This is a genomic window from Maridesulfovibrio spiralis (SeqCode) (assembly GCF_048571135.1).
GTDB classification, from domain to species: domain Bacteria; phylum Desulfobacterota; class Desulfovibrionia; order Desulfovibrionales; family Desulfovibrionaceae; genus Maridesulfovibrio; species Maridesulfovibrio spiralis.
This window is the reverse complement of the sequence record NZ_CP182344.1, coordinates 2,107,637-2,133,094: the sequence shown is the minus strand read 5'-3', so window position 1 is coordinate 2,133,094 and position 25,458 is coordinate 2,107,637. Positions and strand designations below refer to the sequence as shown.

The window sequence follows — 25,458 nt, the reverse complement described above, 5'->3', positions numbered from 1 at the left end:
ATAATAAATCAAAATTCTTAATTCATACCAAGTTCGAAATCCCTTAAAAAAGGGACCCCGGAGATGCCGTGTTGCCGTATACGTTAGAACCTAGTCTAACAGGTGGGCGCTGCCCCCGGAATTTCAGGCTTCCCGGTCGAACCGGGCCTGCACACCACTCCGGTGATGCTTGCTCCCTTACTTTTTATATTGGTTCAAAAGCCATAGGGCAATCACGCACTCCCCAGGGAAATTTCTTATATCTTAAAAAGTTGTGCAATGCACAGCTTATCACTTCTCTAACAGCGCGTTAATCTTCTCTTCCATCATTTCGAGCTTGCGGCTGTGTTCAAGGTAGTCATCGGCCAGACTCAAAGCCAGACAGGTAAGCAGCTTTTCTCTGCTCACATCTGTCCCGCCCCGTGTTAGACCCTCGAATCTTTCTTCGAGGACGCCTTTAGCGGCTTCAATTCTTTCTTTATCCGCATCAGTCTTAAATGAAATTTCAAGACCGAGAACGGGTATTGTATAACGGGGCATATTAATCCGGTGACCGTAATCCTCTTAATTTTATATAAACCCGGCCCCCTGATTTCAGAAGGCCGGAGCTAAAAAACCTTAATCGAGGGTACCTTCAACTTTATTCAGGAGAACCTCAATGCGACCGTGGACTTCGTCCTTGCGCTGTTTCTCCTGTTCAAGCTCCTCAAGAAGAAAAGCATTTTCTTCTTCGAGTTGCTTAATTTTTTGCAGCATTTTATCGAAACGTTCTTCCAAATGAGCGATTATTTCCATAGTCCTAACCTAATACCTTATCTTTACAAAATCAAGACTTCTTAAAAGTCCGGGAAATGTTGACCTGCTTGCCTCTGGCAACACCGAGGTCTCCATCCTTCACATTCTTAGTAATTGTTGATCCAGCACCGATCAAAGCACCTTTGCCAATTGTCACCGGAGCGACCAGAGCAGTATTACTGCCGATAAAAGCACCTTCGCCAATTACGGTCTTGTGCTTGTTGACCCCATCATAGTTACAGGTAATCGTACCCGCACCGATATTGGTTCCGGCTCCGATTTCGCTGTCTCCAAGATAGGTCAGGTGGCTGGCCTTTGCGCCTTTCCCGAGCACTGCCTTTTTCACTTCAACAAAATTGCCGACCTTGGACCCTTCTTCGAGAACTGCACCAGGACGCAAACGACCATAAGGCCCGACCATGCACTCAGGGCCAACCTGAGCCTCCTCGAGATGGCTGTAGGCTTTAATCAAAGCTCCGCCGGAAACAAAACTATCCACAATACGACAGTGAGATTCAACAACGGCACCACGTTCAATTTTAGAACGGCCATAAATCTCACAAGGCCCAAAAATTTCTGCACCCGGTTCAATTTCAACACCGGGTCCAACAACAACAGACTCCCAGTTGTGCAGAGTCACACCGCTTTTCAGTAGCCGTTCTGAAGTGCGCAAACGTAGCGCATTCTCTGCCTGCGCAAGCTCAAAGGGGCTGTTGATGCCCATAAGATCAATAGAATTTCCAGCATTGACTGCGGTCACGTTCATGCCACATTCAACAGCAAGGTCAACAAGATCAGTAATATAATACTCACCGCTATTATTATTGTTATTCAATTTACTAAGTAGTGAATCCACAACAGTAATTTTCAAACAATATATTCCTGCATTGACCTCTCCGCTTACCGGACCATAAACGCCTTCGTCATAATCCTTGGCTTCAACAATGGCAGTAACATGACCGTCCTTATCACGGATAACCCTGCCAAAAGAAGCAGGATCATCGGGGGTGATGCTCATGAAAGAAAGGTCGGAACCCTCTTCCTTCACTGCATCTAGGAAATCACTGATAACCTGTTCCTGAATAAGTGGAGTATCGCCATTGACAACAAGGCAGTATTCCACTCCAGCATCCATAATGCGACCCCAGCCCATCTGCAGAGCGTGCCCTGTGCCGAGCTGTTCTTCCTGAAGCACAAAGCGGTCTTTCATCGCAGGAAAAGCCTTCTCAACCTGACCGGACTCGAAGCCGACGATGGTAAAGACATCCTCACCGAGCGCGGGCTTGAGCGCTTTATATACATAGTAGAGCATGGACTCGCCCAACAAAGTCTTCAAGACTTTCGGGCTGTCCGAATGCATACGCGTCCCCTTCCCTCCGGCGAGAACAAGAGCACAAGCAAATGACTTATTCATATAAACTACTCTCCAATATTGATTACTCGGGACTTGATATCAGGTTGCCGCACTTGCGTAAATATAGAATTGCTGCCGGATGCATCACAAATAAAAAGGAGCAGACTGAAGAATCAGTCTGCTCCCTGATAGCCATGGGGCTTTTGGGGCTGAAACTAAGCTCTAGTGAGTGGTAGTCCCGGCCTTCTGGGCCGCATCTTTGCAGCTTAAGCGAGAGAGTGCTCTCTGAAGAGCAGCCTGCGCGCGAGCGGATTCGATACGATCCTGTGCTTTAGCCAAACGAGCCTTCGCTTTTTCCTGAGCTTTCTGAGCCCGAGCGATGTCGATCTCAACGGCCTTTTCAGCAACTTCGGCGAGAATGGTCACTTTGTTGTTTCCTACTTCGGCAAAGCCGCCGGAAACAAAGATGTAGTGAGTGCGGTTACCATCTTTAAAGTAGAGGTTACCTACGCCGAGAGCCGAAAGAAAGGGTATGTGATTGGCCATAATACCAAACTCACCCTCAATTCCCGGTGCGCCGACATAGTCGACTTCCTGGGAAAGGACCTTGCGATCAGGAGTAACGATTTCCAAAAGGAGCTTACTAGCCATAATCGCGTCCTATGCTATTTGTTTTTCTCTTTTTCAATGGCTTCTTCGATTGCGCCAACCATGTAGAAAGAGTTTTCAGCCATGTCATCGTATTCGCCGTCGAGGATGCCTCTGAAAGCCTTAACAGTGTCTTCCAGCTTTACGTATACGCCGGGGGTACCGGTGAATACTTCAGCAACGTGGAAGGGCTGGGAGAGGAAACGCTGGATGCGGCGTGCACGTGCAACAGTCTGCTTATCTTCGTCGGACAGTTCATCCATACCGAGAATGGCGATGATATCCTGAAGGTCTTTATATTTCTGCAGAACCATCTGAACTTCACGAGCAGTCGCGTAGTGCTCAGCACCCAGAACGTCCGGAGCGAGAATACGGGAAGTGGAGTCAAGAGGGTCAACCGCAGGGTAAATACCAAGCTCTGCAATCTGACGGGAAAGAACGAGAGTACCGTCAAGGTGAGAGAAGGTGGTAGCAGGTGCGGGGTCAGTCAAGTCATCCGCAGGAACGTAAACAGCCTGAACAGAGGTAATGGAACCTTTGTTTGTGGAGGTAATACGTTCCTGGAGTCCACCAAGGTCAGTACCGAGAGTCGGCTGGTAACCAACTGCGGAAGGCATACGACCGAGAAGTGCGGATACCTCGGAACCTGCCTGGGTGAAACGGAAGATGTTATCAATAAAGAGAAGAACGTCTTCACCTTCAACATCACGGAAGTACTCAGCGATGGTCAGAGCGGTCAGTGCAACACGAGCACGTGCTCCCGGAGGTTCGTTCATCTGGCCGTATACGAGAGCGGACTTCTCGAGAACGCCCGCGTCTTTCATTTCGTGATAGAGGTCGTTACCTTCACGGGTACGCTCACCAACACCTGCGAAGCAAGATTTACCACCGTGCTGTTTCGCAATGTTGTTGATCATTTCCATCAGAATAACGGTTTTACCAACACCTGCGCCGCCGAAGAGGCCCATCTTACCACCCTTGGGGAAGGGTACGAGAAGGTCAACAACTTTGATACCGGTTTCCAGCAGTTCAACTTTGGTGGACTGCTCGGTGAATTCCGGAGCTGCGCGGTGAATAGACATAGATTCTTTAGCATCGATGGGGCCCAATTCATCAACAGGACGGCCAACAACGTTAAGGATACGACCGAGAACACCATTACCGACAGGTACGGAGATGGATTCACCGGTTGCCACTACTTCCATGCCGCGGACGAGACCTTCGGTAGCGTCCATAGCGATGGTACGAACAACGTTATCACCGAGGTGCTGTGCAACCTCACACACCAGGTCAGGTGCGTCGGTGTTGTTCGGGTTATCAATCTCGACCGCAGTCAGAATGTTGGGCAATTGCCCTTCAGGAAATTCGACGTCAACAACCGCGCCGATAACCTGAACAATTTTACCTGTAACTTTACTCATCAGAGTAACCCCCTATATTATCCTTTCAGCGCTTCTGCGCCGCCGACAATGTCCATAAGATCCGCGGTAATAGCGGCCTGCCTGGTTTTGTTATAAAGCAAGGTCAGAGTTTCGGTCATATCATCGCATGCTCTGGATGCGTTATCCATTGCAGCCATACGTGCAGCGTGTTCACTGCAGGATGTGTCGAGCAGACCGCGATAAACCTGAACTTTTACAAAACGGGGCAGAAGCTCCGCGAGAAGGCCTTCAACGGAAGGTTCGTAAATGTATTCGCTAGATGCGCCGGACTCAGCTTCTTCGCCTGCTGCCTCGGAAGACATGGGCAGGATCTGAAGGGTTTCCGGGGGCTGGCTAGCAACGCTTACGAATTTACCGAAGACGAGGAAAACCTCATCAAGCTCTTCAGCGAGGTAGGCGTCGATAACTTTGTTACCAATGGATGCAGCCAAGTTAAAGTCGAAGGAGCCCATGTCATCATTGTAAGCTTCAATGATTTCGTACTCAGTCTTCTTAACGGCAGCAGCGCCTTTTTTACCTACGCAGTAAAACTTGACAGCTTTACCTTCAGCCTTTTTTGCTGCAGCCAGCTTAAGGGCTGCATTTATCATATTAGTATTAAAACTACCGCAAAGTCCGCGATCAGAAGTAGTGAGGACGATACCTACACTTTTGATCTCTTCATGGACTTCAAGCAGCGGGTGTACTGAGGAGTCAGCACCTGCCGCCAGATCGCCGAGCATTTCATAGAATTTGTCAGCGTAGGGGCGGAAGCGCTCAATTCTATCCTGAGCACCACGCAGTTTAGCCGACGCAACCATGTTCATGGCTTTGGTAATCTGCTTAGTCTTTTTAATACTGACGATTTGGTTTTGGACATCCTTAAGAGAAGCCATCAGTACCTCCCAGGATTAAGCTGTGAAACCTTTATTGAACTCTTCCAGAGCGGCCTTCAGCTTGCCTTCGATATCGTCGTCAATAGCGCCTTTAGTCTTGATGCCTTCGATAATTTCAGGTTTCGCGTTAGCGATAAATTCCTGAAGTTCATCTTCATATTTACGTACAGCAGTAACAGGAACTTCATCCATGTAGCCGCGAGTACCGGCGTACAGGGAAATGACCTGCTGCATTACGTTCATAGGCTTGTACTGAGGCTGCTTAAGAAGCTCAACCATGCGGGCACCGCGGTTCAGCTTCTGCTGTGTGGCCTTATCGAGGTCGGAACCGAAAGCTGCGAATGCTGCCAGTTCACGATACTGTGCGAGGTCAAGACGCAGAGTACCTGCAACCTGTTTCATAGCTTTAATCTGAGCAGCACCACCAACTCGGGATACGGACAGACCTACGTTAACAGCAGGACGGATACCGGAGTTGAAGAGGTTAGGCTCAAGGTAAACCTGACCATCGGTAATGGAGATAACGTTGGTCGGAATGTATGCGGAAACGTCACCGGCCTGGGTTTCAATGATGGGCAGTGCGGTCAAAGAACCGGCACCGAGGTCATCATTAACCTTGCAGGAACGCTCAAGGAGCCTTGAGTGCAGGTAGAAAACGTCACCGGGGTATGCTTCACGTCCCGGAGGGCGACGAAGCAGGAGAGACATCTGTCTGTATGCAACAGCCTGTTTGGAAAGGTCATCGTAAGCGATGAGGGCGTGCTTACCACCGTCACGGTAGTACTCAGCCATGGTTGCACCGGTGTATGCAGAAATAAACTGCAGAGGTGCAGGCTCAGAAGCTGTTGCAGAAATGATTGTGGTGTATTCCATTGCACCGTGCTTACGCAGAATGTCAGCAACAAGAGCAACTGCTGCTTTCTTCTGACCGATAGCTACGTAGAAGCAGTGGATACCGGAATCTTTCTGAGCGAGGATAGCATCAACGCAGATAGCGGTCTTACCAACCTGACGGTCACCAATAACCAACTCACGCTGACCACGTCCGATAGGAGTCATCGCATCAATCGCTTTCAGACCGGTGTACATGGGTTCATGTACGGACTTACGTGCGATGATACCGGGAGCTTTAAGCTCAACGGGACGTTCTTCTTCTGCTTCAATGGGTCCGAGACCATCAATGGGCTGACCGAGAGGGTTAACAACACGACCCATAACAGCCGGTCCAACAGGTACGGAGAAGAGCTTGCCGGTACGTTTTACCGGGTCACCTTCTTTAATACCGGTATCGTCACCGAGGAGTGCAACACCGACGTTATCTTCTTCGAGGTTGAGAACCATGCCCATCAGGCCGCCGGGGAACTCGAGGAGCTCCATAGCCATTGCGTTCTCAACACCATGAACACGAGCAATACCGTCACCAACATAGAGAACGGTACCGGTTTCGCTCATCTCGACCTTAGACTCATAATTCTGAATCTGATCTTCAATGATTTTGCTGATTTCTTCCGCTTTAATTTGCATGGCCCTACACACCCCTTTTAATCTGTTCTTTCATCATTTGCAGCTGTGCGCGAATGCTTGCATCAAGAACTTTATCGCCAACCTTGAGAACAACACCTCCGAGGATGTCTTTATCCATAGCAAAATCAAGTTCGAGTTTGCTTTTAAGTTGTTTCTCAAGACGTGCTTTAATTTCTTTCTGACGCTTAACGGTCAACTTGATTGCAGTCACCAGTTTGCCACGGACGACACCCTGAACGTTGTCGAGCATTCCTGCGTAGTCGCTTGCGATCTCAGGAATAACCGGCAGACGTCCTTTGTCGGCCAAAAGGCTGCAAAAGTTTTTAACCACAGGTCCTGCCGAGGTCTTCTCAAGCAGTTTGTCAAGCACGGCTTTCTTTTCATCCGCACTGAAAACAGGATTCTGGAAGAGCCTCAGGGCCTCCGGGGAATCTTCCAGTATCTGTGACAACTCGGTCAGTGCCAAACCATACGCCGCAAGGTCTTCTTCTCCCTGCTTCTGGCCAACGGAGAACAGCGCCTTGGCGTATCTGCGTGAGACTATGTTCCCTGTCATTAGAGCACCACCTTTGTTAAGTATTCATCCACCAGAGTCTCGTGCTGAGCTTTGGTAAGTTTGCTCTTAACGATTTTTTCAGCAGCTTCGATAACTTTGTCAGCCATCTCAGCACGCATTTCGTCAAGTGCAACGTTTACTTCCTGCTCTGCGGAGACTTTGGCCTGAGCTTCAATCTGCTCGGCAGTCTGCTCGGCTTTCTGGATGATCGCCGCCTTCATGGCCTCGCCCTGTGATCTGGCCTCGGAAAGGATCGAGTCCTTTTCCTGTTCCAGATTAGCAATACTTGATTCGACGTCACGGAGCTTTTTCTCTGCAGCTTCTTTGCGGGACTGCAAATCGCTGAGCTCCTGTTTGATACCTGCCTGACGTCCCTTAAAAAGACCGGCGATTTTTTCGCCTGCGAATTTGTAAAGGATCCCAATAACAAGGATCAAGTTAAGTACACGCCAACCGAAGTTTGCCCAGGGAATCTCGTGCGCCCCTTCACCACCACTTGCATAGGCTGCGCCTGCTGCAAGCAGTACGGAAAGAGCGGTTGTTGCCATGATCATGTTTTTCCGCTTCAAGGCTAAACCCCCCTTCGATATTGATTAGGCCTAGCCAAGAACCTTGGCTGTAACCTTCTGAGCAAAAGCTTCAACTTCGCCACCAAGAACTTTCATTGCTGCACCCTTGTCGGTTGCAACTTCCGCGCGAGCTTCCTTCATAGTTGCTGCTGCAACTTTTCCGGCTTCGGCGAGTAATGTCTGTTCCTGAGCGGCGCCCTGATCTTTGAAGTCGTTCCGGATTTCCATTCCCTCTTTGCGGGCAGAGTCCAGAGCAGCTTCGTAATCCTTAACCTTAACTTTCGCCTGGTCGTTGAAATTTTCCACCTTGGAGAGCTGATCACTCATAAGCTCTGAGCGTCTCCTGATGATTTCACGAATAGGACGGAACATGAGAAGGTTGAGAACAAGAAGGGTGATGATGAAGTTCGCTAACTGGATAAAAAAGCTAATATCTAAATCAATCATGCCTGCTCCCGAAAAGGTTGTGAATTTTTGTCCAAAGTCAGTTGCGGTGTAGCTAAATTTAGAGCTTGTGTCAAAGGGTTTCTGAAAATGAATCGGTTACTTTTAGCCGATTAACCCCCATGAACACTGGCTTGTTATTTTTTTAACTAATTTCTTCTGTTTCTGTCTCAACTGCTGGAGAGGAGGTCGAACTCATGGTAACACGTCCTTCCAGAACGGCTCCTTCCTCCACTACCAGAGTGGGGGTGACCAGATTACCCTGCAGATTTGCAGTCTTGTGCAGAACGGCTTTTTCAGAAGCGTATACTTCGCCTGTAACGCGCCCACTGAGCACAAGCTGACCAACACGCAGCACACCTTCCACCTTGGCTTCACGGCCAACGACGAGAGTCCCTTCGGATTCAACCTCGCCATTGAAATTACCGTCGATTCGCACAGCTCCCTGAAAATTGAGCTTGCCCTGATAATCGGTTCCGCTGCCTAAGAAAGCATTTATTTCATCTCTTGCCATTTTAATCTCCTTTTCCCCGGAGCCGGTTTTGAAAAACATGCGGCTTACCCCTGTTTAAATACATAACGCCTCATGGAGACATTTAAAACCAGCCCCACGAGACACAGATTAACTACGGTTCCACTGCCACCATAGCTGATAAAAGGTAAAGGTATGCCTACTACCGGCATTAGCCCAAGGACCATACCCATATTGATAAGGATTTGCCAGAAGAAATAAAAGAATACGCCTGCCGCAAGATAGCTGCCGAACAGGTCTTTTGCCTCTCTGGCGGTAACCACCATTTGATACAAAAATACGCAGAAAAGGCTGAGTAGAGCCATAGCTCCAGCAAAGCCCCATTCCTCACCGAAAACCGCAATTGCGAAGTCAGTATGCTTCTCAGGAAGGAAACGCAGCTGAGACTGCGTCCCGCCGAGAAAACCCTTACCCCAGACACGTCCTGAACCGATTGCAATTTCAGACTGAATAATGTGATATCCCGCGCCGAGCGGATCGCTGGCCGGGTTCATGAACGAGACAATTCGCCGTTTCTGATAATCATGCAGAAAAAACCAACCGACAGGAATCAGACAGGGGCCGACTATAGCAAGGGTCTTAAATAGCTTGGGCGTCAACCCGCGGTAAAGGATCATCCCGCCCAGAATGAGCAGGATATTCAGGCCCGATCCAAGATCCGGCTGAGTAATGACCATCCCAGCAGGAACCAGCCCAACCGCGACCACATAAGCAAGCTTCTTGATATCCAACGGATCACTGCTGCGGGAAAGAATCTTGGCCCCGATGACCAAAATGGTAATCTTGGCCATCTCACTGGGCTGAAAGTTAAAAAATCCCAGATCCAGCCAGCGACGTGCGCCGTAGATGGTCTTACCTATAACCGGAACACACGCCAGCAAAGCCACAGTAACCCAGAACAGGGGCCACGCAATGGTCCGCAGATGCCGGTAATCAAAAAGCATAAACGTGATCATTCCGGCAAAACCCATCAGGCCCCAGATAAGCTGTTTCTGATAGAATGAACTTACGCTCATCCCTTCCTCCAGCCGAAAGCCACTGGCGGAATAAAGGTTCAAAACACCAACAAAGAAAAGCATGGCCGCCAGCCCGAGCAGGAACCAGTTCATATGAATAAGTAATCTGCGGTCAACGGGAGACATTACTTCCCTTCCTTTTTTTCTTTAAAAATATGATCGTAAATGGCTTTAACAATAGGGCCTGCGCCGGAAGATCCATGCAAGCCATGCTCAACCATACAAACCACCACGTAACGCTTGGTCCCTTTCTCAGCGAAACTGGCCATCCATGCGTGGTCACGATATTTGTATGGAATATCTTCATCTTTCATTTTCTTAAGCTCATCAGTGAGCTTAACAACCTGCGCTGTCCCGGTTTTGCCGCCGACAACCACCCCTTTCATACGCAGCCTGCGTGCAGTACCACGAGGTTTATCAACAGTGGCGATCATGGCATCCCGTATCAGCTCCCGCTGGGCGTCAGTGAGAGGAATCAGCCCCTGCTCTTCTGCAGGCTCTCCGGCAAGAAGTTGCGGCCTAAGCAACCTGCCGCCATTGACCAAAGAAGAAATGGACCGGGCCACCTGCAAGGGAGTAACAAGAGTGTAGCCCTGTCCGATGGAAAAGTTCAAATTTTCTCCGGGATGCCAGATTTCACCGAACCTTTTACGTTTCCATTGGCGGGTCGGAATCAAACCTGCTTTTTCATGAGGCAGTGAAATACCGGTAGGCTTGCCGTATCCGGCGGCAAAAGCAAATTCACTCATCCGGTCTACGCCGAGTTTTTTTCCAAGTTTGTAGTAGTAGACGTCACAGGACTCCACCAACGACTTTTCGAGATCAGTCTTGCCGTGTCCGCCCTTTCGCCAGCAACGGAATACATATTTACCCAACTGCATATGGCCGGGACAGAATACAGTATCTTCGGGCTTAACCACCCCGTAATGCAAACCGGCTCCTGCTATAGTCATTTTGAAAACCGAGCCCGGAGGATAAACTGACTGGATCACCCTGTTCTGAAGCGGAGTGCGCGGATCATCCCGCAGTGCGACCCACTCTTTCTGGGAAAGTCCGTCGGTAAAAGAATTGTTATCGTAGGAAGGAGCACTAACAAAAGCCAGAATCTGGCCATTATCCGGATTCATAACCACAATAGCTCCGGCTTTTCCTTCAAGCAGCTTGCCACCCAGTTCCTGTAAATCCAGATCAATGGAAAGGTCGATATCTTCCCCGGCAACGGGCGGAGTCAGGATACGCTCTTTAAGCCTGCGCCCAGTCGCATCCACCTCATTCTGCCTACGGCCCTTGATGCCCCGGAACCTTTTTTCCAACACAGACTCAAGCCCCTGCTTGCCGACATAGTCGCCGACAGCAAGATCCGAATCCGTTTCAAGCTCCTCTTCATCAACTTCGGACACATAGCCGAGCACATGGGAAAGCAGCGGCCCCTGCAAATACTTTCGCCTTGGGCGGACAACGATTTCCAATCCGGGCCAATGCAATGAGTTCGCCTCGATTATCGCCACCTGCTCAAAGGTCAGGTTGGGAACAAGGATCAGTGGTTCAAAGGGTTTTACCCTGCGTCTTAATTTTTTAAAAACTTTTTTGATTTTGGCTAGATCGACCCCGGTCCACTCGGATACGGTCTTCAAGGTTGCATCAAGGTCCTTGCTGTCCTCGCGGACAATGCCCAACGCGTAGGCAGGCTCATTGACCGCAAGCAGGTTCCCGTTCCGGTCCCTGATCAGACCGCGCGGGGCGTAAAGATTATCCTGACGCAGCTGGTTATTTCGCGCCTGTTCAGAAAAATATTCGCCCTTATGTATCTGGAGGAACCAGAAACGCAGGGCAAAAATACAAAACAAGAGCAGGATAAGCCCCTGCAAGAGCAGCAGACCGTTTTTAGGCGGTTGCTGGGCCTTGGATTCATACAGGCTCATGTTTAAACCTTTCCGGATAGATGTATTTTAATAAAAGCCATTCAACAGGAAAAATTGCGGCTTGCAGGATGCCTTCAAAAATATAGCGGTCCGGTGCCCAGACCATGTCGGCCAGCAGGGACATCATCGCGGTCAGAGAAGGATGCAAAGCTCCCAAGACAACACCGCAAAGCAAAGCGAACATCAGAGACTGCACGTCGAAAAACATGGCTCCGCAACGGTATAAGAAATAAATTGATGAATACCAGACAACAGAATAACCGAAAGGAAGACCGCCAATACCGTCCTGAATCAAGGACCAGATCAGGATCATCCAGAAAACATGATATTTTTTATCCAGCTGGATGCACAGCAGCAACCCCGGTGCGAAAAAATCTATTCCGGGGACTATTTTCTGTGCCCAGATTGCTAAAAAGCTGAAACAGACCCACCAGAAGATGGAAGACATGACCTATCCCCCTTCGGTAAGAGTGGAGTTTCCGTCCGGCAGGATTGAATTGTCTACCCCGATAGAGAAATTACTTTGCGGCACAGCCCGGTGCATAAGCAGAACTTCTTCAATATTATCAATATCAACCAGCGGTTCGGCTTCGACAGTAAGGAAAAGAGAAATATCGGAACGCTCTACAGACGTAATTTTGGCTACAGGCAAGCCCGGAGGAAACAGCCCTGCAAGCCCGGAGGTAACCAGCACTTCGCCTTCAGTGACCGGGGCATTAAGCTTCATATACTTAACACTCAACGGTTCCCCTTCCCCTTTACCGATCAGTAATCCGGTAGAACGATGAATCTGGCCACGCACGGAAATTCTACTGTTCAGATCAGTAAGCAGCATAGCCTTGGAAGCACTCAGCCCCGGCTCAACCACACGGCCGACAACGCCCAGCGGATCAATAACGGGAGTATCCTGTTTCACCCCGGAGGCAATACCTTTATTGACTATAATCGAATCAAGGGCGGCAGTGGGCCCCATGCGATGGGCAATCACCCGTGTGCCGGAGGTTTCCCAATTTTCAACAGGTTTGATTCCTAGAAGCAAACGGTAGCGTTCGGCCTTTGCGGCCTTTTCACGCAACTGCATTATTTCAAGACGCATAAGATCATTCTGGGAACTCAATTGGTCGTTGAGCTGCTTCAAGCCCACCAGATAAACATACTTATCCAAGAAATCCATGGACTGATCATGAACCCATTCACAGGGCCACAAAACCCATTTTACGATTTCAAGTCCGGTGAACCCGGCCAGACGGTCCAGCTGTCCCGACCTCAGGTTCCATGAATAAAGACTGAGATAGACAAACAGGCCAATAATGACGGCTATAGCAGCACGCTTAAGCTTCACACTTAATCCTCTGTAAAAGAAAGCGGAAATTGAAAAAACAAATCAGAAAATTAAAGCTATAACCAAAAAGACGAACACCGGACAAGAGAATTGAAGTCAGTCTCAAGTCCGGGTGCGGTTAATTTTCTGAGGACATAGCTTTTTACAGATAGAATCTGTAAAAAACTATGCCCTCAGCCGTAACTGGTGCACTCGATTCATCCGCGGCAATAGGAGCGGAACTTAATCAATAGTCACGTCTTTATAGATGTTTATTTCATCTAAAGCTCTACCGGAGCCGATAACAACGGCATCAAGGGGAGTATCCACCACGGTGATAGGCAGGTGGGTTTCCTGGCTCAGCAGCTGATCCAGTCCCTTAAGCAGTGCCCCGCCGCCGGTAAGCACGATGCCCCGGTCAACGATGTCGGCTGCAAGTTCAGGAGGAGTCTGTTCGAGTGCAACACGCACACCCTGCACAATAGAATCCACCTGTTCGGAAATTGCTTTCCTGATCTCTTCGGAGGTAATCAGGATATTCTGGGGAATACCGGTTACAAGGTCACGACCCTTAACTTCCATCTCGATTTCTTCTTCCAGCGGGAAGGCGGAACCGATCTTGATTTTGATTGTTTCAGCAGTGGATTCACCGATGAGCATGGAGTACTTACGCTTAACATGCTGCATGATGGCTTCATCCATCTTGTCACCGCCGACACGGACGGAACGTGCGTAAACAATACCGGAAAGAGAGATAACCGCGATTTCGGAAGTACCGCCGCCGATGTCTGCGACCATGTTGGAGGTAGGTTCGGTAATGGGCAGGTTAGCACCGATGGCTGCTGCCATGGGTTCTTCAATGAGATAAACCTCACGGGCGCCAGCGCTCTGTGCACTTTCCTTGACCGCCCTTTTTTCAACCTGGGTAATCCCGGTCGGCACGCAGATCATAATCCGGGGACGGACCAGCCTGCGGCTGTTGTGGACTTTTGAAATGAAATGGCGCAACATGGCTTCAGTGACCTCAAAGTCAGCAATTACGCCGTCTTTCATAGGCCTGATGGCAACAATGTTGCCGGGAGTTCGACCAAGCATCCTCTTGGCTTCCAACCCAACGGCGAGAACCTTGCTACCGCCGTTTATGTCTCTTTTGACAGCGACCACGGAAGGTTCGCTGAGCATGACGCCTTTACCTTTAACATAAACCAGTGTGTTAGCTGTACCGAGGTCGATTGCAAGGTCACTGGAAAACGAACCGAGTATCTTGTCGAAAATCGATGCCATATTAAACTGGAAACTCCAAAAAAAATGTGATTCTAAAACACCTCACGAGAGGCGGACATAAAGTCTATCAAATGAAAATCCTAGGAATTAACTAGCAGAAGAAAGTGCGGCAGGCAACACATTAGAGCACTTCTGAGACTCGTTATCTCAAGCAGTCAGTGATCAGTAAATACATCCGGATTTCAATCATATAAATTAAAGGGCTTAACCTGCCTTCACAAGGAGAATTCATGCACCGTTTTTACGGGCTGGCCGCCCGGCTTCGCCAAAGCTTCGGCGAGCGGGTCCAGAAAATCCCCCTCGATTTCGGGTTCACCTGCCCCAACCGGGACGGGCATCTTTCCCGCAAAGGATGCATCTTCTGCAGCCCGCAGGGTTCCGGTTCAGGTCTACACAAACTTTCCATGTCCATCCCCGAGCAATGGGCCCACTGGCAGGAAAAGCTTTCCAAGCTCTACACAGCAAAGCTTTACCTTGCCTACCTGCAGTCTTATTCCAATACTTACTGCAGTATAGAAGAGCTTAAATGCGCTCTCGACCAGCTTAACGGCTTGCCCGGACTGGCAGGGCTCTGCATCGGAACCCGCCCGGACTGCCTTGATAATGAGAAGCTGGCCCTGATCAAAAGTCTGGGACTCAAGGAAACATGGCTGGACCTCGGCCTGCAAAGCTCCAACAATGCAACCCTTGAACGCATCAACCGTGGACACACCGCCGAGCAATTTGCCGAAGCCGTAATAATGACCCACGCCAATGGTATCGACGTCTGTGCCCACCTAATTGCAGGGTTGCCCGGAGAATCCACAGCCGATTTCCTCGAATCCGTGCGATTCCTCAACGAATTGCCCATCGCTGGGATCAAGTTCCACAACCTCTTCGTCGGCCAAGGCACACCGCTCAAAAAAATTTACGATGCCGGGGAATACACACCCATTGGAAAAGACGAATACATCGAAGCACTGGTCGAGGCCATCTCCATCCTGCGGACAGATATAGTCATTCACCGCCTCAAGGCTGACGCCGTGCCCGGGCAACTTGTAGCGCCCGAATGGGTGCGCCAAAAACGCACCGTGCTCAACGAAATAGAACAGGCCATGAAAGCAAAAGAAATCTGGCAGGGCTGCGCGCGGCCTGATGCACCGGATGAACCGCCACTTTGGTACGGCCCCGAAGGGATGCCTCCGGCGGGTCTACCGACGGTCACCACAGGTCTCAACAGCCGCTAAACTCGAAGCAAAGCTTCTCGTTAACCGACTGTAAGGCCTCCGGGGGCCAAAGAACCCTTTTTGTAAAAAGGGTTCTCTGGACTCTCCCAAAAAATTTTATCAAGGCTTCGCCGATCAGTTTCCAAAATAGCAAAAAACAAAGACCGTAATATCTTCAAAGATATTACGGTCTTTTTCACTGTTTTACTTTAAAAATATATATGCGAAGCTTATTAAAACGTCTTTGAAAGAGAGGGGATGGGGTCTGGGGGCATCACTCAAACACATCCGAATAAGCTTTTAGTAACTTTGGTTCTTCGTACTTCCATTCCAATTCATTTCGAACGCGGTCATACCCAAGTTTACCCATTTTCTCACGTATTTCCGGGTCATCCAGCAGCTGCAAAATCTTATCGCCCATATCTTTGGGATCATTCTTGGCGGCATACAGCGATGCACCCTGTGCGGAAAAACGGCCTTCGGTGAGGTCGAACTGCACGATGGGCTTCCCTAGAGCCATGTATTCCATGATTTTATTCATGGTGGATTTGTCATTCATGGCATTAGCCCGGTCAGGATTCACGCAGATGTCGGCAGTATTAAGCATCTCAAGCAGCTCCTGATCAGGAACACGCCCTGTGAAAGTAACGTAGTCGGAAACATTGAGTTCTTCGGCCAGTCTTTTCATTTCTTCCAGCGAAGTACCGCCGCCGACCAGACCGAAATGAACATCGTCCCGCTTCAGGTCATGGACTATGTAACTTACTGCTTCCAGGAGTAGGTCCAGACCTTCCTGCTTACCCATTACACCTACATAACCGACAAGATATTTACGGCCTTTTTTGAGTGAATCGACAGCAGGGATGGTCCGCAACCGTTCAAGCATGGGACCACTGCGAACCACATGTACTTTATCAGGTTCCATGCCGCCGCGCTGTATGGCAATTTCCTTGTAGGATTCGTTGGTAGCGATGGAAACATCGGCAGACATGAAAGTCGCCTTTTCCAGCCAGACCATCAGCTTCCAAAAGAAATCACGTTTATTGAACTTTGCTTCGTAAAGCTCGGGATTGATATCGTGATGATCAAAGATAAACTTGGTTTTGTAGAGCAGCTTGAAAACCAGCGCGACGAGAAAAAGCAGATCCGGGGGATTGCAGGCATGAATCACATCAAAGCCCTGCTCTCGGCGCACCTTCCAGGCCAATCGGAACGTATGCCAGAGTGCGGCACTGTATTCCACGGCATACCCTTTCGCACCTTCGCCTTCCACGGGCAGGTTGTAGCGGTAGATATGAATCCCGTCTATTTCTTCATAGAATTCTTCATAACCCTTACCTGTCGGGCAAATGATGGAAACAGTGTATCCCGCGCCATACAAAGACTTCGCTTCCTGCCAGACCCTGCGGTCAAATGGGGAAGGCAGATTTTCAACCAGAATTAAAACTTTTCGCGCCACAAGATGCTCCGCTTTTTTATCTCTATTTTACCAGCAAATTCCGTCGATTTCCCCGTTTTCAGAGGAAGGCTCAGTTATCCTGACCAGATCGACAACCACCTGTCCGGAACGGATTCGGGACCCAATATCTTTGAATTCAGGCGAATTATTCCCGATTACAATGGTTTCGGCATGCTCCAGCACACTGTCAATATCACCAACCATGAGCTTTGAAATGTGCGGGATACGATTCATAATGTAATCGCGGTTGGCACCGAGCAGTTTGGCGGTATTCACGTTGCGGTCATAGAGGCTGAGTTCGTAACCCTTGCCGATAAGCTGCTCAATGACAGCCACCAGCGGACTCTCACGCAGGTCGTCAGTTCCGGCCTTGAAACTGAAACCGAGGAAACCGACCTTGCGGTTGTCCTTATCCATAATCAGGGACAGACCGCGCTCAATGTGACGCCTGTTACTGCGCAGGACGTTGCTTAAAAGCGGCAGGTCAACACCCAGACGGTTGGCCTTGTAGGTCAGAGCGCGTACGTCCTTGGGCAGGCAGGAACCGCCGAAAGCAAACCCCGGCTTGAGATAGTATTTTGAAATATTGAGTTTCGTATCCTGACAAAAAATGTCCATCACCTTATGGCTGTCTATGCCGACCTCTTTGCAGATAGCACCGATTTCATTGGCAAAAGCGACCTTGACGGCATGCCAGTTGTTGTCGGCATACTTAACCATTTCAGCAACTTCCATCTCGGTCCTGATCAGGGGAGCATCAATGTCGGCATAAAGGGATGCCAGCATCTCGCCGCTTTTCGGGTCGCTCTCGCCGATAACCGTCTTCGGTGGGTTGTAGAAATCATAAACAGAGGTTCCTTCGCGCAGAAATTCAGGGTTGTTGCACACACCGAAATCAACGCCCGCAACCTTGCCCGAACCGGACTCAAGGGCAGGGATAACCACGGAACGCATCGAACCGGGAAGGATGGTGCTGCGGATAACAACCACATGAAATTCATCTTTACCTTTAAGAACAGCACCTATTTCCCCGCAGACCCTTTCCACGTAGGTCAGGTCCAGACTGCCGTTGGCCTTACTCGGAGTCCCCACACAAACAAGCGAGATATCGGATTCCATAACTGCTTCTTCAGCCGAAACTGTAGCCCGCAAAATCCCGTCCTGCACAGCATCCCGGAGGATATCACCGATCTGGTCTTCGATGATCGGTGTCTGCCCGCTGTTGATGATATCAACCTTGGTCTGGTTAGGATCAACACCGATAACGCTATGCCCTTCCTTGGCCAGACAACCTGCGGAAACAGCTCCCACGTACCCCAAACCGAAAACACTAACTTTCATTGCCGTTCCTCTAATCAAAATTATATTTAAATACGGTTAAGTACTCTGTTTTGCCCGTAAAAGTACCTTTCCAAACAATAGTCGGGCAAGGAACCTTGGAATCAAAGCGTCTGGAAATCCAACCCAAGGAAATTTCATCATCACCCTGATAAAGCTCCGGTTTCATGCCTGAGTCCGGCATTGATATTTCCAGATTCACATTGGCTGAACGCACCAGAACCCTGCTATCATCAATTTCCACCCCGCAGGACTCCGCCAAGTGCCAGAAAATCTCCATTTCATGGCTTTCAGAACAATCAAGACTGTCAGACACTTCGATTTCAGTACCATCTTTCAAAAAACTGATACTGCGCGAATGTGTAACCGGGTCATCCAAACGTGAATACCCGTCATGCGTACCGCTGAAAAAATCCTCTTCAGCCGACAGACCTAAAGAGACACAGGCGGCATTGGCATGTCTGGTCCACATGAAGTTCCCACCCGATACCGACTGGTCCAGACCGTCTATGCGCACCGTGTTGTGGGCCGAAGTACCTTTGAAGTAGTCCCGCCATTTGCGCTCAGTATGATAGGCATACGTTCCCGGATCAATTAGTAATTCATTGCCCCCGATGGATAATACCATGGACAGGGCATCAGCATGCCCGTGCGCGGCAATGGAGGTAAAGCCCAGCGGCCCGGCATCAACAATCAGCTTTACCTCCCGGTCAGTCTCAAAATCACACCCAAGAATGTAATAGCCACCGTCAGGATAGCTACGCCGAAAGCCTTCTGCCTCACTCTGCTCCGATTTCAGTAATTCATTGAATCTTGATTCACCATCTTTGCCTAAAAGGCAACGGCTTTTGTCATCAAATACCCCGGCCTTCTGCGCAAAATCAGCACGGGTAAAAAGAACAGCCCCGCTGGCCAGCAACGACCTGAAAACAGAAAAGTCTTCATCCGGCACAAAGCGGACCATGACCGCATCATCGGAATCGCCGATCATGGGAATATTTAGTTTCGTGTCCGCCATTGATCCGATGAATTCTATCATCGACTCAAGCTGCATCCAATAAGCATCAGAAAAAGAGACATCATTTGACTGACCGATGAGACCGCAAAGCAGCAGCATGTCGGCTACTTCATGATGATACCAGATGCCCTGCTCCCGATTGCAGCCGTCAGGAAAATTCTGCGTAATAGCTTCCGCCTCAAGTCCGGCTTTGGCTTTCTTCTGCCAGCCGGCACTTTCCTTCCAGCAGGGCCAGACCGTGGAGCCGGCAAAAAGCCCCATGTATTCACCGAGCAAGTGGTTGTTCGCCGAAGAAAAGCGCGAAAAATAACCATTGATAAAATGACAGTGCTGATAAACAGATTCCAGCCAGCGCGAGCGGAATTTCTGTCCATCTGGTCCGGCAAAGAGAAACGAATCATCACCCCCGAGCAACTGCCACGCTAAAGCCCAGTTTACCAGCCGCACGCCGAGTTCAAGGGAACTGGTCCAATTCACGCCAAGCAGATACGGACACTCCTCAAACCACGACTGCAACAACTCCCGGCAGCCGTTAGCATACTTCTCGTCACTGGAAAAACTGTAGGCCTGGGCAAGTGTAACCAACTCCAGATGACGGTTTGGTTCCCACAGGTATTTGATATTCCCGACCAGAGCTTCATCCCGGTAGTTGAGCTTTTTACCAAAACCAAGAGGGGCGGTAATCCCGGTCAGCGGATCGCGGTTCCACTTTGGGGGAAACCCCAGATCACAATCACGGAGGGCAAAAATATTAAAACGACCGTTCAAAACACTGTCTGCCGCCCGAAGATACAAATCAGCATCAGCCACAAATATGCCGCCGTCCACAGCAGGACGGCTCATCCCTTCGGCACTATTCGGCCTGGCAACAAAACAACCCTTAGCCTGCAACTCTGTCTGGCAGGCTTTGCGCACCCGGTAGAGCACCTCCGGCACACTCATCCGCATCAAGCGGGCAATCAACCATGATATATTTTTCATCTGCACTACAAAAGAACCCTGATTTATTAAAAGGACATATAATTGAGCCGCAAGATATCATAATCACCCAACACCCGCCATTGCTCTTTCCCGAGGCGAAATCACTAGCATATCCAATGATACAACACACTCTGCAAACTGAGCGGCAAAGCCCTGATAAAACGTCTTTGAAAGAGAGGGGATGGGGTCCGGGGAAGGGGAGAGAAAACTTTGGGCGTTAGCAAAGTTTTCTCTCCCCTTCCCCCGCCGCCGGAGGCAACCCACAAAATAGAAACGGCCCGTACGTATATACGCACGGGCCGCTTCAAGCACGGTCAAGAAGGTGAGGATGAAATCTATTTGCTGCCTTTTCTCTGCATCTTTGCTCGGATGTAGATAGCCAGCATGTTCATGCTGAGTACAAGAGTAATCAGGACGAGGGATGTTCCGTACTGGATGTGTCTTGTTTTTTCGATCTCGGTCCCGGCAGTAGCCAGAACGTAGATGTGATAGGGAAGAGCCATTACATCATCAAACAGGGATTCCGGCATTTCAGGGGTGAAGAAGACCGCAGCGGTAAACATGATCGCTGCGGTTTCACCTGCTGCCCTTGAAAGGGTCAGGATAGCACCGGTGAGCATTCCGGGCAGTGCGGCAGGCAGGACTACCCTGTAGATGGTCTGCCATTTGGTTGCTCCCAGTCCGAGGGAAGCTTCACGGTAAGTCTGGGGAACGGAACGCAGTGCTTCTTCGGATGCGCCGATGACAAGGGGAAGAGCCAGCGCACCGAGAGTACAGACCCCGGCCATGATACTTACGCCCATACCCATAACGGTAACGAACAGAGAAAGGCCGAACAGACCGAAAACAACGGACGGAACACCTGCAAGGTTATTGATACCCAGACGGATGACACGTACCAGTCTGGGGGAAGTAGCATATTCATTCAAATAAATGGCAGTGGCGATTCCCCAGGGCAAGGCAATCATAAGCGCCCCGTAACTAAGGACGATGGTTCCGACGATACAGGGAAAGATACCACCGGCTGTCATGGATTCACGGGGATTCTCAGTAAGGAATTCCCAACTCATGGCCGGAAGGCCGTAGTAAAGGACAAAGCCGACTATAATCAGAAGAGCGAGACCGTTGATAGCGGCAGCGGCTTTAAACAACATGAAGACCAATTTCTGGACCTTCTCTCTCATCGAATAATTGTCTTTGCCGGGTTCCATATTGGTCTCGGCCACTTCTGCATTGCTTGCCATTATGGAATCCACTTGTTCTATTGTTTCTGCGTTATTCATTTCTTTCACCGATTATTTATCCCGTGCGTTTAAGTTACAGGGTAGCGGATCCCACCTGTTTATATTTATGGGCCACATAATCCGCGATTAGGTTAAAGGCCATAGTGAACAGAAAAAGCACCATACCAATGGCGAAAAGTGCGTAATAGTGATCACTATGAAAAGGAGCTTCACCCATTTCCGCTGCAATTGATGCAGGCATGGGACGTACCGGATCGAAGATGGAACCGGGAAGCAGCCCCGCACCGCCGGCAACCATGAGTACAACCATGGTTTCACCTATTGACCGGGCCATGCCGAGGATAACCCCGGTGGAGATGCCGGACAGGGAAGCGGGCACGATAACCTTATAAATGGACTGCCAGTGCGTGGCACCAAGCGCGAGGGAAGCTTCCTTGAGTTCTGTGGGCACGGAGTAGAGGGCATCTTCGGAGATGCTGGTGATGGTCGGAACAGCCATGAATGCCAGCATTACCGATGCGTTAAAAAGGTTAAGACCGACAGCAATGTCAAAAGTGTCCTGCAGGAAGGGGGCAACGACAACCATACCGAAAAACCCGATAACAACGGATGGCAGGGCTGCAAGCATCTCAACTGCGGGCTTGATTATATTGCGGATCTTGAGTGGTGCAATCTCAGCAAGGTAGATTGCGGTCATTACACCGAGGGGGATGGCAATCAGGGAAGAGAGCAGGGTAACCGATCCGGAGCCGACAATCAGTGGCCAGATACCGAAAGCGGGATCATCTTCGTCGGTGGGATACCATTCATGACCGAAGAGGAAATCACTGACTGAAACATGCTTAAATATGGGCAAGCCCTCAACAAAGAGAAACACCATGATCAGAAAGAGAACCATAATAGATGTGAATGCAGTGATCAAAAATATGGAATGAATAATGCGTTCAGTAGTCCGCCTGCCAAGGGAAAGGAAAGAAAGACCCAAAACAGCCAATCCTACAACACCGAGAACCCCGCTCAACACGTACCAGCCAGAGGTTCTGGAAGAGACCATATTCTCGGCACTTGCTTTAATTGAGGTCAGGATTTCAATTTCTGTTTTACCCTTGGTCATCACCTCTGCATCTGTTCGCACATGGGTATAAATCCTGTTTAACTCCGCACTGAGTTCTTTGGAACGAAGCTCTATCTCAGCCCTGCTCAGGCCGGATTCTGCTGTGGTCTCAGCAATTTCATGGCTGGAAAGCATCATGACTTTCTTCAAAGCACCTACGGCACTCTTGGAATAGTCACCCCTATGAGCAACCTTTTCGGCTGAAGAAATAAAAATCTGTTCAGCTTCGGTTCTTACGCCCAGCTTGTATGCGTAGAATCCGGACACGACTGCAAGACAAAGAAGCAGTAAACAGATATTGCGGGACGTAATCACAACTTTTCCCCTGATATAAAATTTATTTTAACTGTTAGCTTTGGAGACTTGAAATTCCGGGGGGACTAGATGAATCCCCCCGGACGTTTTATTTATTCGGACCCGGTTTTCCGGTAGCTAGTACTATTTTACAGGGATAAAACCGGTGTCGGCAGCAAGCTTCTGACCTGCAGGGCTCATCATAAAGTCGAGGAGGGCTTTGCTTTCGCCGGTAGGCTCACCCGGGGTGTAGAGATTCAGACCACGAGAGATCGGGTAGGAACCGTCTTTAGCAGTAGCAACGGAAGCATGAATACCGTTTACTTCAACACCCTTGAGTTCTTTGTTCAGGTAAGCAAGGCCAACGTAACCGATGGCTTTTTTGTTCTTGGAAACAGCCTGTGCAACAGCACCGTTGGAAGCCTGAAGGAGAGCACCGGGAAATACACGGTGTTTTTTACCGTCTTTTTTCATAACTTTGCTCTTCCAGCAGTCGTAGGTACCGGAAGAAGTGTCACGGGAGATAACAACGATCTTTGCATCTTCGCCACCGAGCTCTTTCCAGTTGGTGATTTTGCCGGTGTAAACTCCCCAGAGCTGAGCTTTGGTAAGTTTGGAAACGGGGTTGCCGGGGTTTACAACAGGAACGATGCAGTCAAGAGCAACGATAAACTGTAAGGGCTTGCGGCCGTTGTCGGTAGCTTTCTGGATTTCAGCACCTTTCATGTCGCGGGACATCATGGCGATATCGGTAGTGCCGTCGATCAGTGCTTTAGCACCGTTGGAAGAACCGCCACCGGAGATGGAGATGGAAACATTGGGGTTGGCTTTCATGAAAGCTTCAGCAGCTTTCTGCATCAGGGGCAGTACAGTAGTGGAACCTTTAACCTGAATGGAACCTGCGAATGCGGAACCTGTAAATGCCATAACCATTACAGCGACGAGAGCAATAATTCTTTTCATTTTTTCCTCCAAAAATGGACTTTAAATTTCAGACTCAGTTCATATTTACCGCGTCCGTTTTCTATCGTTGAGCAATGGTCTATCTGAACTTGGTTACAAACCTGTTACGCCCAAAAGAAAGATCCGTTACAGTGCATTTTTCTTGAATCCTCTAGACAAAAACTAGATGGCATGCGGCTTGCTTCTGTTACATGAAAAATCCAATTTTTTATCACGGAGCAAAGCCCATGAAATCCAGATATGTCATAATTGGCGCGGGTCCAACGGGACTCGGAGCGGCCCGTAGGCTTTCAGAACTTGGGGAAAAATCTTTTATTGTACTGGAAAAAAATTCCTGGCCGGGCGGCCTTGCTTCCAGTTTCGAGGACGAAAAAGGCTTTACCTGGGATATTGGCGGACATGTCATGTTTTCCCACTACGAATATTATGACAATTTAGTGGAAGAGGTATTAAAAGGGGATTATACCGAGCATCTGCGCGAATCATGGGTGCGTCTTCTCAAAAGCTGGGTTCCCTACCCGTTCCAGAACAACATACGCTACCTGCCCAATCAGGAAAAATGGGAATGCGTGCGCGGTCTGCTGCCCGGAGAACGTTCAGAAGAGACTCCCGGAAACTTTCAGGAATGGATTCATTCCACCTTCGGCAAGGGCATAGCCAAGCATTTTATGGAGCCTTACAATTTCAAAGTATGGGCCACCAAGCCGGAAAACATGTCCTTCTCATGGATAGGTGAAAGAGTCAGTGTTGTAGACCTGCGCTCTGTACTTAAAAATATCCTGCTGGAACAGGATCATCTCTCATGGGGGCCGAACAACAAATTCAAGTTCCCGCTCAAAGGTGGAACCGGCACCATCTTCCGCAAACTTGCCGAAACGATTGCGTCTTACATTAAATATAATTCACAGGTCGTGAAAATTGACAGCAAGGCCAAAACCGTCACGGACGCCGAGGGAAATGTTTACGGATATGATTTCCTGCTGAACACCGCCCCCATTGACATTCTGAGTTCCCGCTGGCTGGTCAGTCCTGCGGAAAAACTCATCAATGCAGCAGCCAGCCTCAGGCACAACAGCGTTGTGGTTGCAGGAATCGGTCTGTCTTCATCACGCCCGGATTCCCGCTGCTGGATGTACTTCCCGGAAAAGGACAATCCTTTTTACCGGGTCACCAATTTCCACAACTACTCGCCCAACAACACCCCGGAACCGGGTCAAGGCCGGGCACTCATGTGTGAAGTTTCTTATTCAAAAGACAAAATTATTGATCAGCAGAATATTCTCAAAGAGGTGGAGGACGGGTTGGTCAATACCAGCATGATTAATGAAGAAGACCGCAAAGATATCATCTCCCGCTGGTCAATTAATGTGGATTACGGATACCCTGTCCCTTGCCTGCAACGCGATGAAGCGTTAAAAGTTCTACAGCCTGCGCTTGAATCCATGAACATATACTCCCGTGGCCGCTTCGGTGGCTGGAAATATGAAGTGTCAAACATGGACCACTCGGTGATGCAGGGCGTAGAATGGGCTGAACGGATGATTAACGGACAGCCGGAAACCACATACAGGATCAGCTAAG

General features: G+C 49.4%; 25 protein-coding genes and 1 other RNA gene. 3 read left to right on the top strand and 23 right to left on the bottom strand.

The window, feature by feature from the left end; genetic code table 11:
- Nucleotides 1–50: 50 nt before the first annotated feature.
- The 4 genes from ssrS to glmU form a co-directional block, all read right to left on the bottom strand.
- A non-coding RNA gene (gene ssrS, locus ACNI29_RS09550) (6S RNA) lies at nucleotides 51–233 on the bottom strand.
- Between the two features lie 37 nt (nucleotides 234–270).
- Entirely contained in the window at nucleotides 271–519 is a 249-nt protein-coding gene (locus ACNI29_RS09545; protein ID WP_419781977.1) for a cell division protein ZapA, read from the bottom strand.
- A gap of 78 nt (nucleotides 520–597) precedes the next feature.
- On the bottom strand, nucleotides 598–774 hold the full coding sequence (locus ACNI29_RS09540) for a hypothetical protein (protein ID WP_419781976.1): 177 nt from the start codon (nucleotides 772–774) through the stop codon (nucleotides 598–600).
- A 31-nt stretch (nucleotides 775–805) separates the two neighbouring features.
- On the bottom strand, nucleotides 806–2,188 hold the full coding sequence (gene glmU / locus ACNI29_RS09535; protein WP_419781975.1) for a bifunctional UDP-N-acetylglucosamine diphosphorylase/glucosamine-1-phosphate N-acetyltransferase GlmU: 1,383 nt from the start codon (nucleotides 2,186–2,188) through the stop codon (nucleotides 806–808).
- Here glmU and ACNI29_RS09530 point away from each other — a divergent pair.
- The gene (locus ACNI29_RS09530; protein WP_419781974.1) at nucleotides 2,176–2,364 is read left to right on the top strand and encodes a hypothetical protein; all 189 of its coding nucleotides are present in this window, start codon (nucleotides 2,176–2,178) and stop codon (nucleotides 2,362–2,364) included. The two genes, glmU and ACNI29_RS09530, sit on opposite strands and share 13 nt — an antisense overlap.
- Here ACNI29_RS09530 and ACNI29_RS09525 read toward each other — a convergent pair.
- From ACNI29_RS09525 to ACNI29_RS09465, 13 genes are all read right to left on the bottom strand, one after another.
- Nucleotides 2,351–2,779, bottom strand: a complete 429-nt coding sequence (locus tag ACNI29_RS09525) for a F0F1 ATP synthase subunit epsilon (protein WP_419781973.1) — start codon at nucleotides 2,777–2,779, stop codon at nucleotides 2,351–2,353. The two genes, ACNI29_RS09530 and ACNI29_RS09525, sit on opposite strands and share 14 nt — an antisense overlap.
- 14 nt (nucleotides 2,780–2,793) lie before the next feature.
- Nucleotides 2,794–4,197, bottom strand: coding sequence for a F0F1 ATP synthase subunit beta (atpD, locus tag ACNI29_RS09520; protein ID WP_419781972.1), 1,404 nt, complete (start codon nucleotides 4,195–4,197; stop codon nucleotides 2,794–2,796).
- 17 nt (nucleotides 4,198–4,214) lie between these two features.
- Nucleotides 4,215–5,093 (bottom strand): F0F1 ATP synthase subunit gamma, encoded by an 879-nt coding sequence (locus ACNI29_RS09515; RefSeq protein ID WP_419781971.1) that lies wholly within the window; start codon nucleotides 5,091–5,093, stop codon nucleotides 4,215–4,217.
- A 15-nt stretch (nucleotides 5,094–5,108) separates the two neighbouring features.
- Nucleotides 5,109–6,617 (bottom strand): F0F1 ATP synthase subunit alpha, encoded by a 1,509-nt coding sequence (atpA, locus tag ACNI29_RS09510; RefSeq protein WP_419781970.1) that lies wholly within the window; start codon nucleotides 6,615–6,617, stop codon nucleotides 5,109–5,111.
- A 4-nt stretch (nucleotides 6,618–6,621) separates the two neighbouring features.
- Nucleotides 6,622–7,173 (bottom strand): F0F1 ATP synthase subunit delta, encoded by a 552-nt coding sequence (locus ACNI29_RS09505; RefSeq protein WP_419781969.1) that lies wholly within the window; start codon nucleotides 7,171–7,173, stop codon nucleotides 6,622–6,624.
- On the bottom strand, nucleotides 7,173–7,742 hold the full coding sequence (atpF, locus tag ACNI29_RS09500; protein ID WP_419781968.1) for a F0F1 ATP synthase subunit B: 570 nt from the start codon (nucleotides 7,740–7,742) through the stop codon (nucleotides 7,173–7,175). Before atpF ends, ACNI29_RS09505 begins: the two co-directional genes overlap by 1 nt.
- Before the next feature lie 30 nt (nucleotides 7,743–7,772).
- Nucleotides 7,773–8,189, bottom strand: coding sequence for a F0F1 ATP synthase subunit B (locus tag ACNI29_RS09495; protein WP_419781967.1), 417 nt, complete (start codon nucleotides 8,187–8,189; stop codon nucleotides 7,773–7,775).
- Between the two features lie 142 nt (nucleotides 8,190–8,331).
- Entirely contained in the window at nucleotides 8,332–8,700 is a 369-nt protein-coding gene (locus ACNI29_RS09490) for a bactofilin family protein (protein WP_419781966.1), read from the bottom strand.
- A gap of 44 nt (nucleotides 8,701–8,744) precedes the next feature.
- On the bottom strand, nucleotides 8,745–9,860 hold the full coding sequence (gene rodA, locus ACNI29_RS09485; RefSeq protein WP_419781965.1) for a rod shape-determining protein RodA: 1,116 nt from the start codon (nucleotides 9,858–9,860) through the stop codon (nucleotides 8,745–8,747).
- Nucleotides 9,860–11,656 carry a penicillin-binding protein 2 gene (gene mrdA / locus ACNI29_RS09480; protein ID WP_419781964.1) on the bottom strand — a complete coding sequence of 599 codons (1,797 nt, stop codon included), beginning with the start codon at nucleotides 11,654–11,656 and terminating at the stop codon, nucleotides 9,860–9,862. The genes rodA and mrdA overlap by 1 nt, the downstream gene beginning before the upstream one ends.
- Nucleotides 11,643–12,104, bottom strand: a complete 462-nt coding sequence (locus tag ACNI29_RS09475; protein ID WP_419781963.1) for a hypothetical protein — start codon at nucleotides 12,102–12,104, stop codon at nucleotides 11,643–11,645. Before ACNI29_RS09475 ends, mrdA begins: the two co-directional genes overlap by 14 nt.
- 3 nt (nucleotides 12,105–12,107) lie before the next feature.
- Nucleotides 12,108–12,998 (bottom strand): rod shape-determining protein MreC, encoded by an 891-nt coding sequence (gene mreC, locus ACNI29_RS09470; RefSeq protein WP_419781962.1) that lies wholly within the window; start codon nucleotides 12,996–12,998, stop codon nucleotides 12,108–12,110.
- Between the two features lie 222 nt (nucleotides 12,999–13,220).
- Nucleotides 13,221–14,261 carry a rod shape-determining protein gene (locus ACNI29_RS09465; protein ID WP_419781961.1) on the bottom strand — a complete coding sequence of 347 codons (1,041 nt, stop codon included), beginning with the start codon at nucleotides 14,259–14,261 and terminating at the stop codon, nucleotides 13,221–13,223.
- A 230-nt stretch (nucleotides 14,262–14,491) separates the two neighbouring features.
- On the opposite strand from ACNI29_RS09465, the gene mnmL reads away from it, so the two are divergent.
- A complete protein-coding gene (gene mnmL, locus ACNI29_RS09460) occupies nucleotides 14,492–15,487 on the top strand; it encodes a tRNA modification radical SAM protein MnmL/YtqA (RefSeq protein WP_419781960.1) in 996 nt (331 codons plus the stop codon).
- Between the two features lie 253 nt (nucleotides 15,488–15,740).
- On the opposite strand, the gene ACNI29_RS09455 is transcribed toward mnmL, so the two are convergent.
- The 6 genes from ACNI29_RS09455 to ACNI29_RS09430 form a co-directional block, all read right to left on the bottom strand.
- A complete protein-coding gene (locus ACNI29_RS09455; protein ID WP_419781959.1) occupies nucleotides 15,741–16,925 on the bottom strand; it encodes a glycosyltransferase family 4 protein in 1,185 nt (394 codons plus the stop codon).
- 27 nt (nucleotides 16,926–16,952) lie between these two features.
- Nucleotides 16,953–18,266 (bottom strand): nucleotide sugar dehydrogenase, encoded by a 1,314-nt coding sequence (locus ACNI29_RS09450; protein WP_419781958.1) that lies wholly within the window; start codon nucleotides 18,264–18,266, stop codon nucleotides 16,953–16,955.
- A gap of 10 nt (nucleotides 18,267–18,276) precedes the next feature.
- Nucleotides 18,277–20,262: a heparinase II/III family protein gene (locus ACNI29_RS09445; RefSeq protein ID WP_419781957.1), complete on the bottom strand. Its 1,986-nt coding sequence runs from the start codon at nucleotides 20,260–20,262 to the stop codon at nucleotides 18,277–18,279.
- A 335-nt stretch (nucleotides 20,263–20,597) separates the two neighbouring features.
- The gene (gene pstA, locus ACNI29_RS09440; RefSeq protein ID WP_419782101.1) at nucleotides 20,598–21,446 is read right to left on the bottom strand and encodes a phosphate ABC transporter permease PstA; all 849 of its coding nucleotides are present in this window, start codon (nucleotides 21,444–21,446) and stop codon (nucleotides 20,598–20,600) included.
- Between the two features lie 133 nt (nucleotides 21,447–21,579).
- A complete protein-coding gene (gene pstC, locus ACNI29_RS09435; RefSeq protein WP_419782100.1) occupies nucleotides 21,580–22,446 on the bottom strand; it encodes a phosphate ABC transporter permease subunit PstC in 867 nt (288 codons plus the stop codon).
- Between the two features lie 612 nt (nucleotides 22,447–23,058).
- Nucleotides 23,059–23,877, bottom strand: a complete 819-nt coding sequence (locus tag ACNI29_RS09430) for a PstS family phosphate ABC transporter substrate-binding protein (RefSeq protein WP_419781956.1) — start codon at nucleotides 23,875–23,877, stop codon at nucleotides 23,059–23,061.
- Nucleotides 23,878–24,104: 227 nt separating this feature from the next.
- Between ACNI29_RS09430 and ACNI29_RS09425 the strand changes: the two genes are divergently transcribed.
- Nucleotides 24,105–25,457: a protoporphyrinogen/coproporphyrinogen oxidase gene (locus tag ACNI29_RS09425; protein ID WP_419781955.1), complete on the top strand. Its 1,353-nt coding sequence runs from the start codon at nucleotides 24,105–24,107 to the stop codon at nucleotides 25,455–25,457.
- Nucleotide 25,458: the final 1 nt, after the last annotated feature.

Coding starts and splice junctions, on each gene's coding strand:
- ACNI29_RS09545 (WP_419781977.1), bottom strand. CDS start 519: ATGCCCCGTTATACAATACCCGTTCTCGGTCTTGAAATTTCATTTAAG.
- ACNI29_RS09540 (WP_419781976.1), bottom strand. CDS start 774: ATGGAAATAATCGCTCATTTGGAAGAACGTTTCGATAAAATGCTGCAA.
- ACNI29_RS09530 (WP_419781974.1), top strand. CDS start 2,176: ATGACTTATTCATATAAACTACTCTCCAATATTGATTACTCGGGACTT.
- glmU (WP_419781975.1), bottom strand. CDS start 2,188: ATGAATAAGTCATTTGCTTGTGCTCTTGTTCTCGCCGGAGGGAAGGGG.
- ACNI29_RS09525 (WP_419781973.1), bottom strand. CDS start 2,779: ATGGCTAGTAAGCTCCTTTTGGAAATCGTTACTCCTGATCGCAAGGTC.
- atpD (WP_419781972.1), bottom strand. CDS start 4,197: ATGAGTAAAGTTACAGGTAAAATTGTTCAGGTTATCGGCGCGGTTGTT.
- ACNI29_RS09515 (WP_419781971.1), bottom strand. CDS start 5,093: ATGGCTTCTCTTAAGGATGTCCAAAACCAAATCGTCAGTATTAAAAAG.
- atpA (WP_419781970.1), bottom strand. CDS start 6,617: ATGCAAATTAAAGCGGAAGAAATCAGCAAAATCATTGAAGATCAGATT.
- ACNI29_RS09505 (WP_419781969.1), bottom strand. CDS start 7,173: ATGACAGGGAACATAGTCTCACGCAGATACGCCAAGGCGCTGTTCTCC.
- ACNI29_RS09495 (WP_419781967.1), bottom strand. CDS start 8,189: ATGATTGATTTAGATATTAGCTTTTTTATCCAGTTAGCGAACTTCATC.
- ACNI29_RS09490 (WP_419781966.1), bottom strand. CDS start 8,700: ATGGCAAGAGATGAAATAAATGCTTTCTTAGGCAGCGGAACCGATTAT.
- rodA (WP_419781965.1), bottom strand. CDS start 9,860: ATGTCTCCCGTTGACCGCAGATTACTTATTCATATGAACTGGTTCCTG.
- mrdA (WP_419781964.1), bottom strand. CDS start 11,656: ATGAGCCTGTATGAATCCAAGGCCCAGCAACCGCCTAAAAACGGTCTG.
- ACNI29_RS09475 (WP_419781963.1), bottom strand. CDS start 12,104: ATGTCTTCCATCTTCTGGTGGGTCTGTTTCAGCTTTTTAGCAATCTGG.
- ACNI29_RS09465 (WP_419781961.1), bottom strand. CDS start 14,261: ATGGCATCGATTTTCGACAAGATACTCGGTTCGTTTTCCAGTGACCTT.
- mnmL (WP_419781960.1), top strand. CDS start 14,492: ATGCACCGTTTTTACGGGCTGGCCGCCCGGCTTCGCCAAAGCTTCGGC.
- ACNI29_RS09450 (WP_419781958.1), bottom strand. CDS start 18,266: ATGAAAGTTAGTGTTTTCGGTTTGGGGTACGTGGGAGCTGTTTCCGCA.
- ACNI29_RS09445 (WP_419781957.1), bottom strand. CDS start 20,262: ATGAAAAATATATCATGGTTGATTGCCCGCTTGATGCGGATGAGTGTG.
- pstA (WP_419782101.1), bottom strand. CDS start 21,446: ATGAGAGAGAAGGTCCAGAAATTGGTCTTCATGTTGTTTAAAGCCGCT.
- ACNI29_RS09430 (WP_419781956.1), bottom strand. CDS start 23,877: ATGAAAAGAATTATTGCTCTCGTCGCTGTAATGGTTATGGCATTTACA.
- ACNI29_RS09425 (WP_419781955.1), top strand. CDS start 24,105: ATGAAATCCAGATATGTCATAATTGGCGCGGGTCCAACGGGACTCGGA.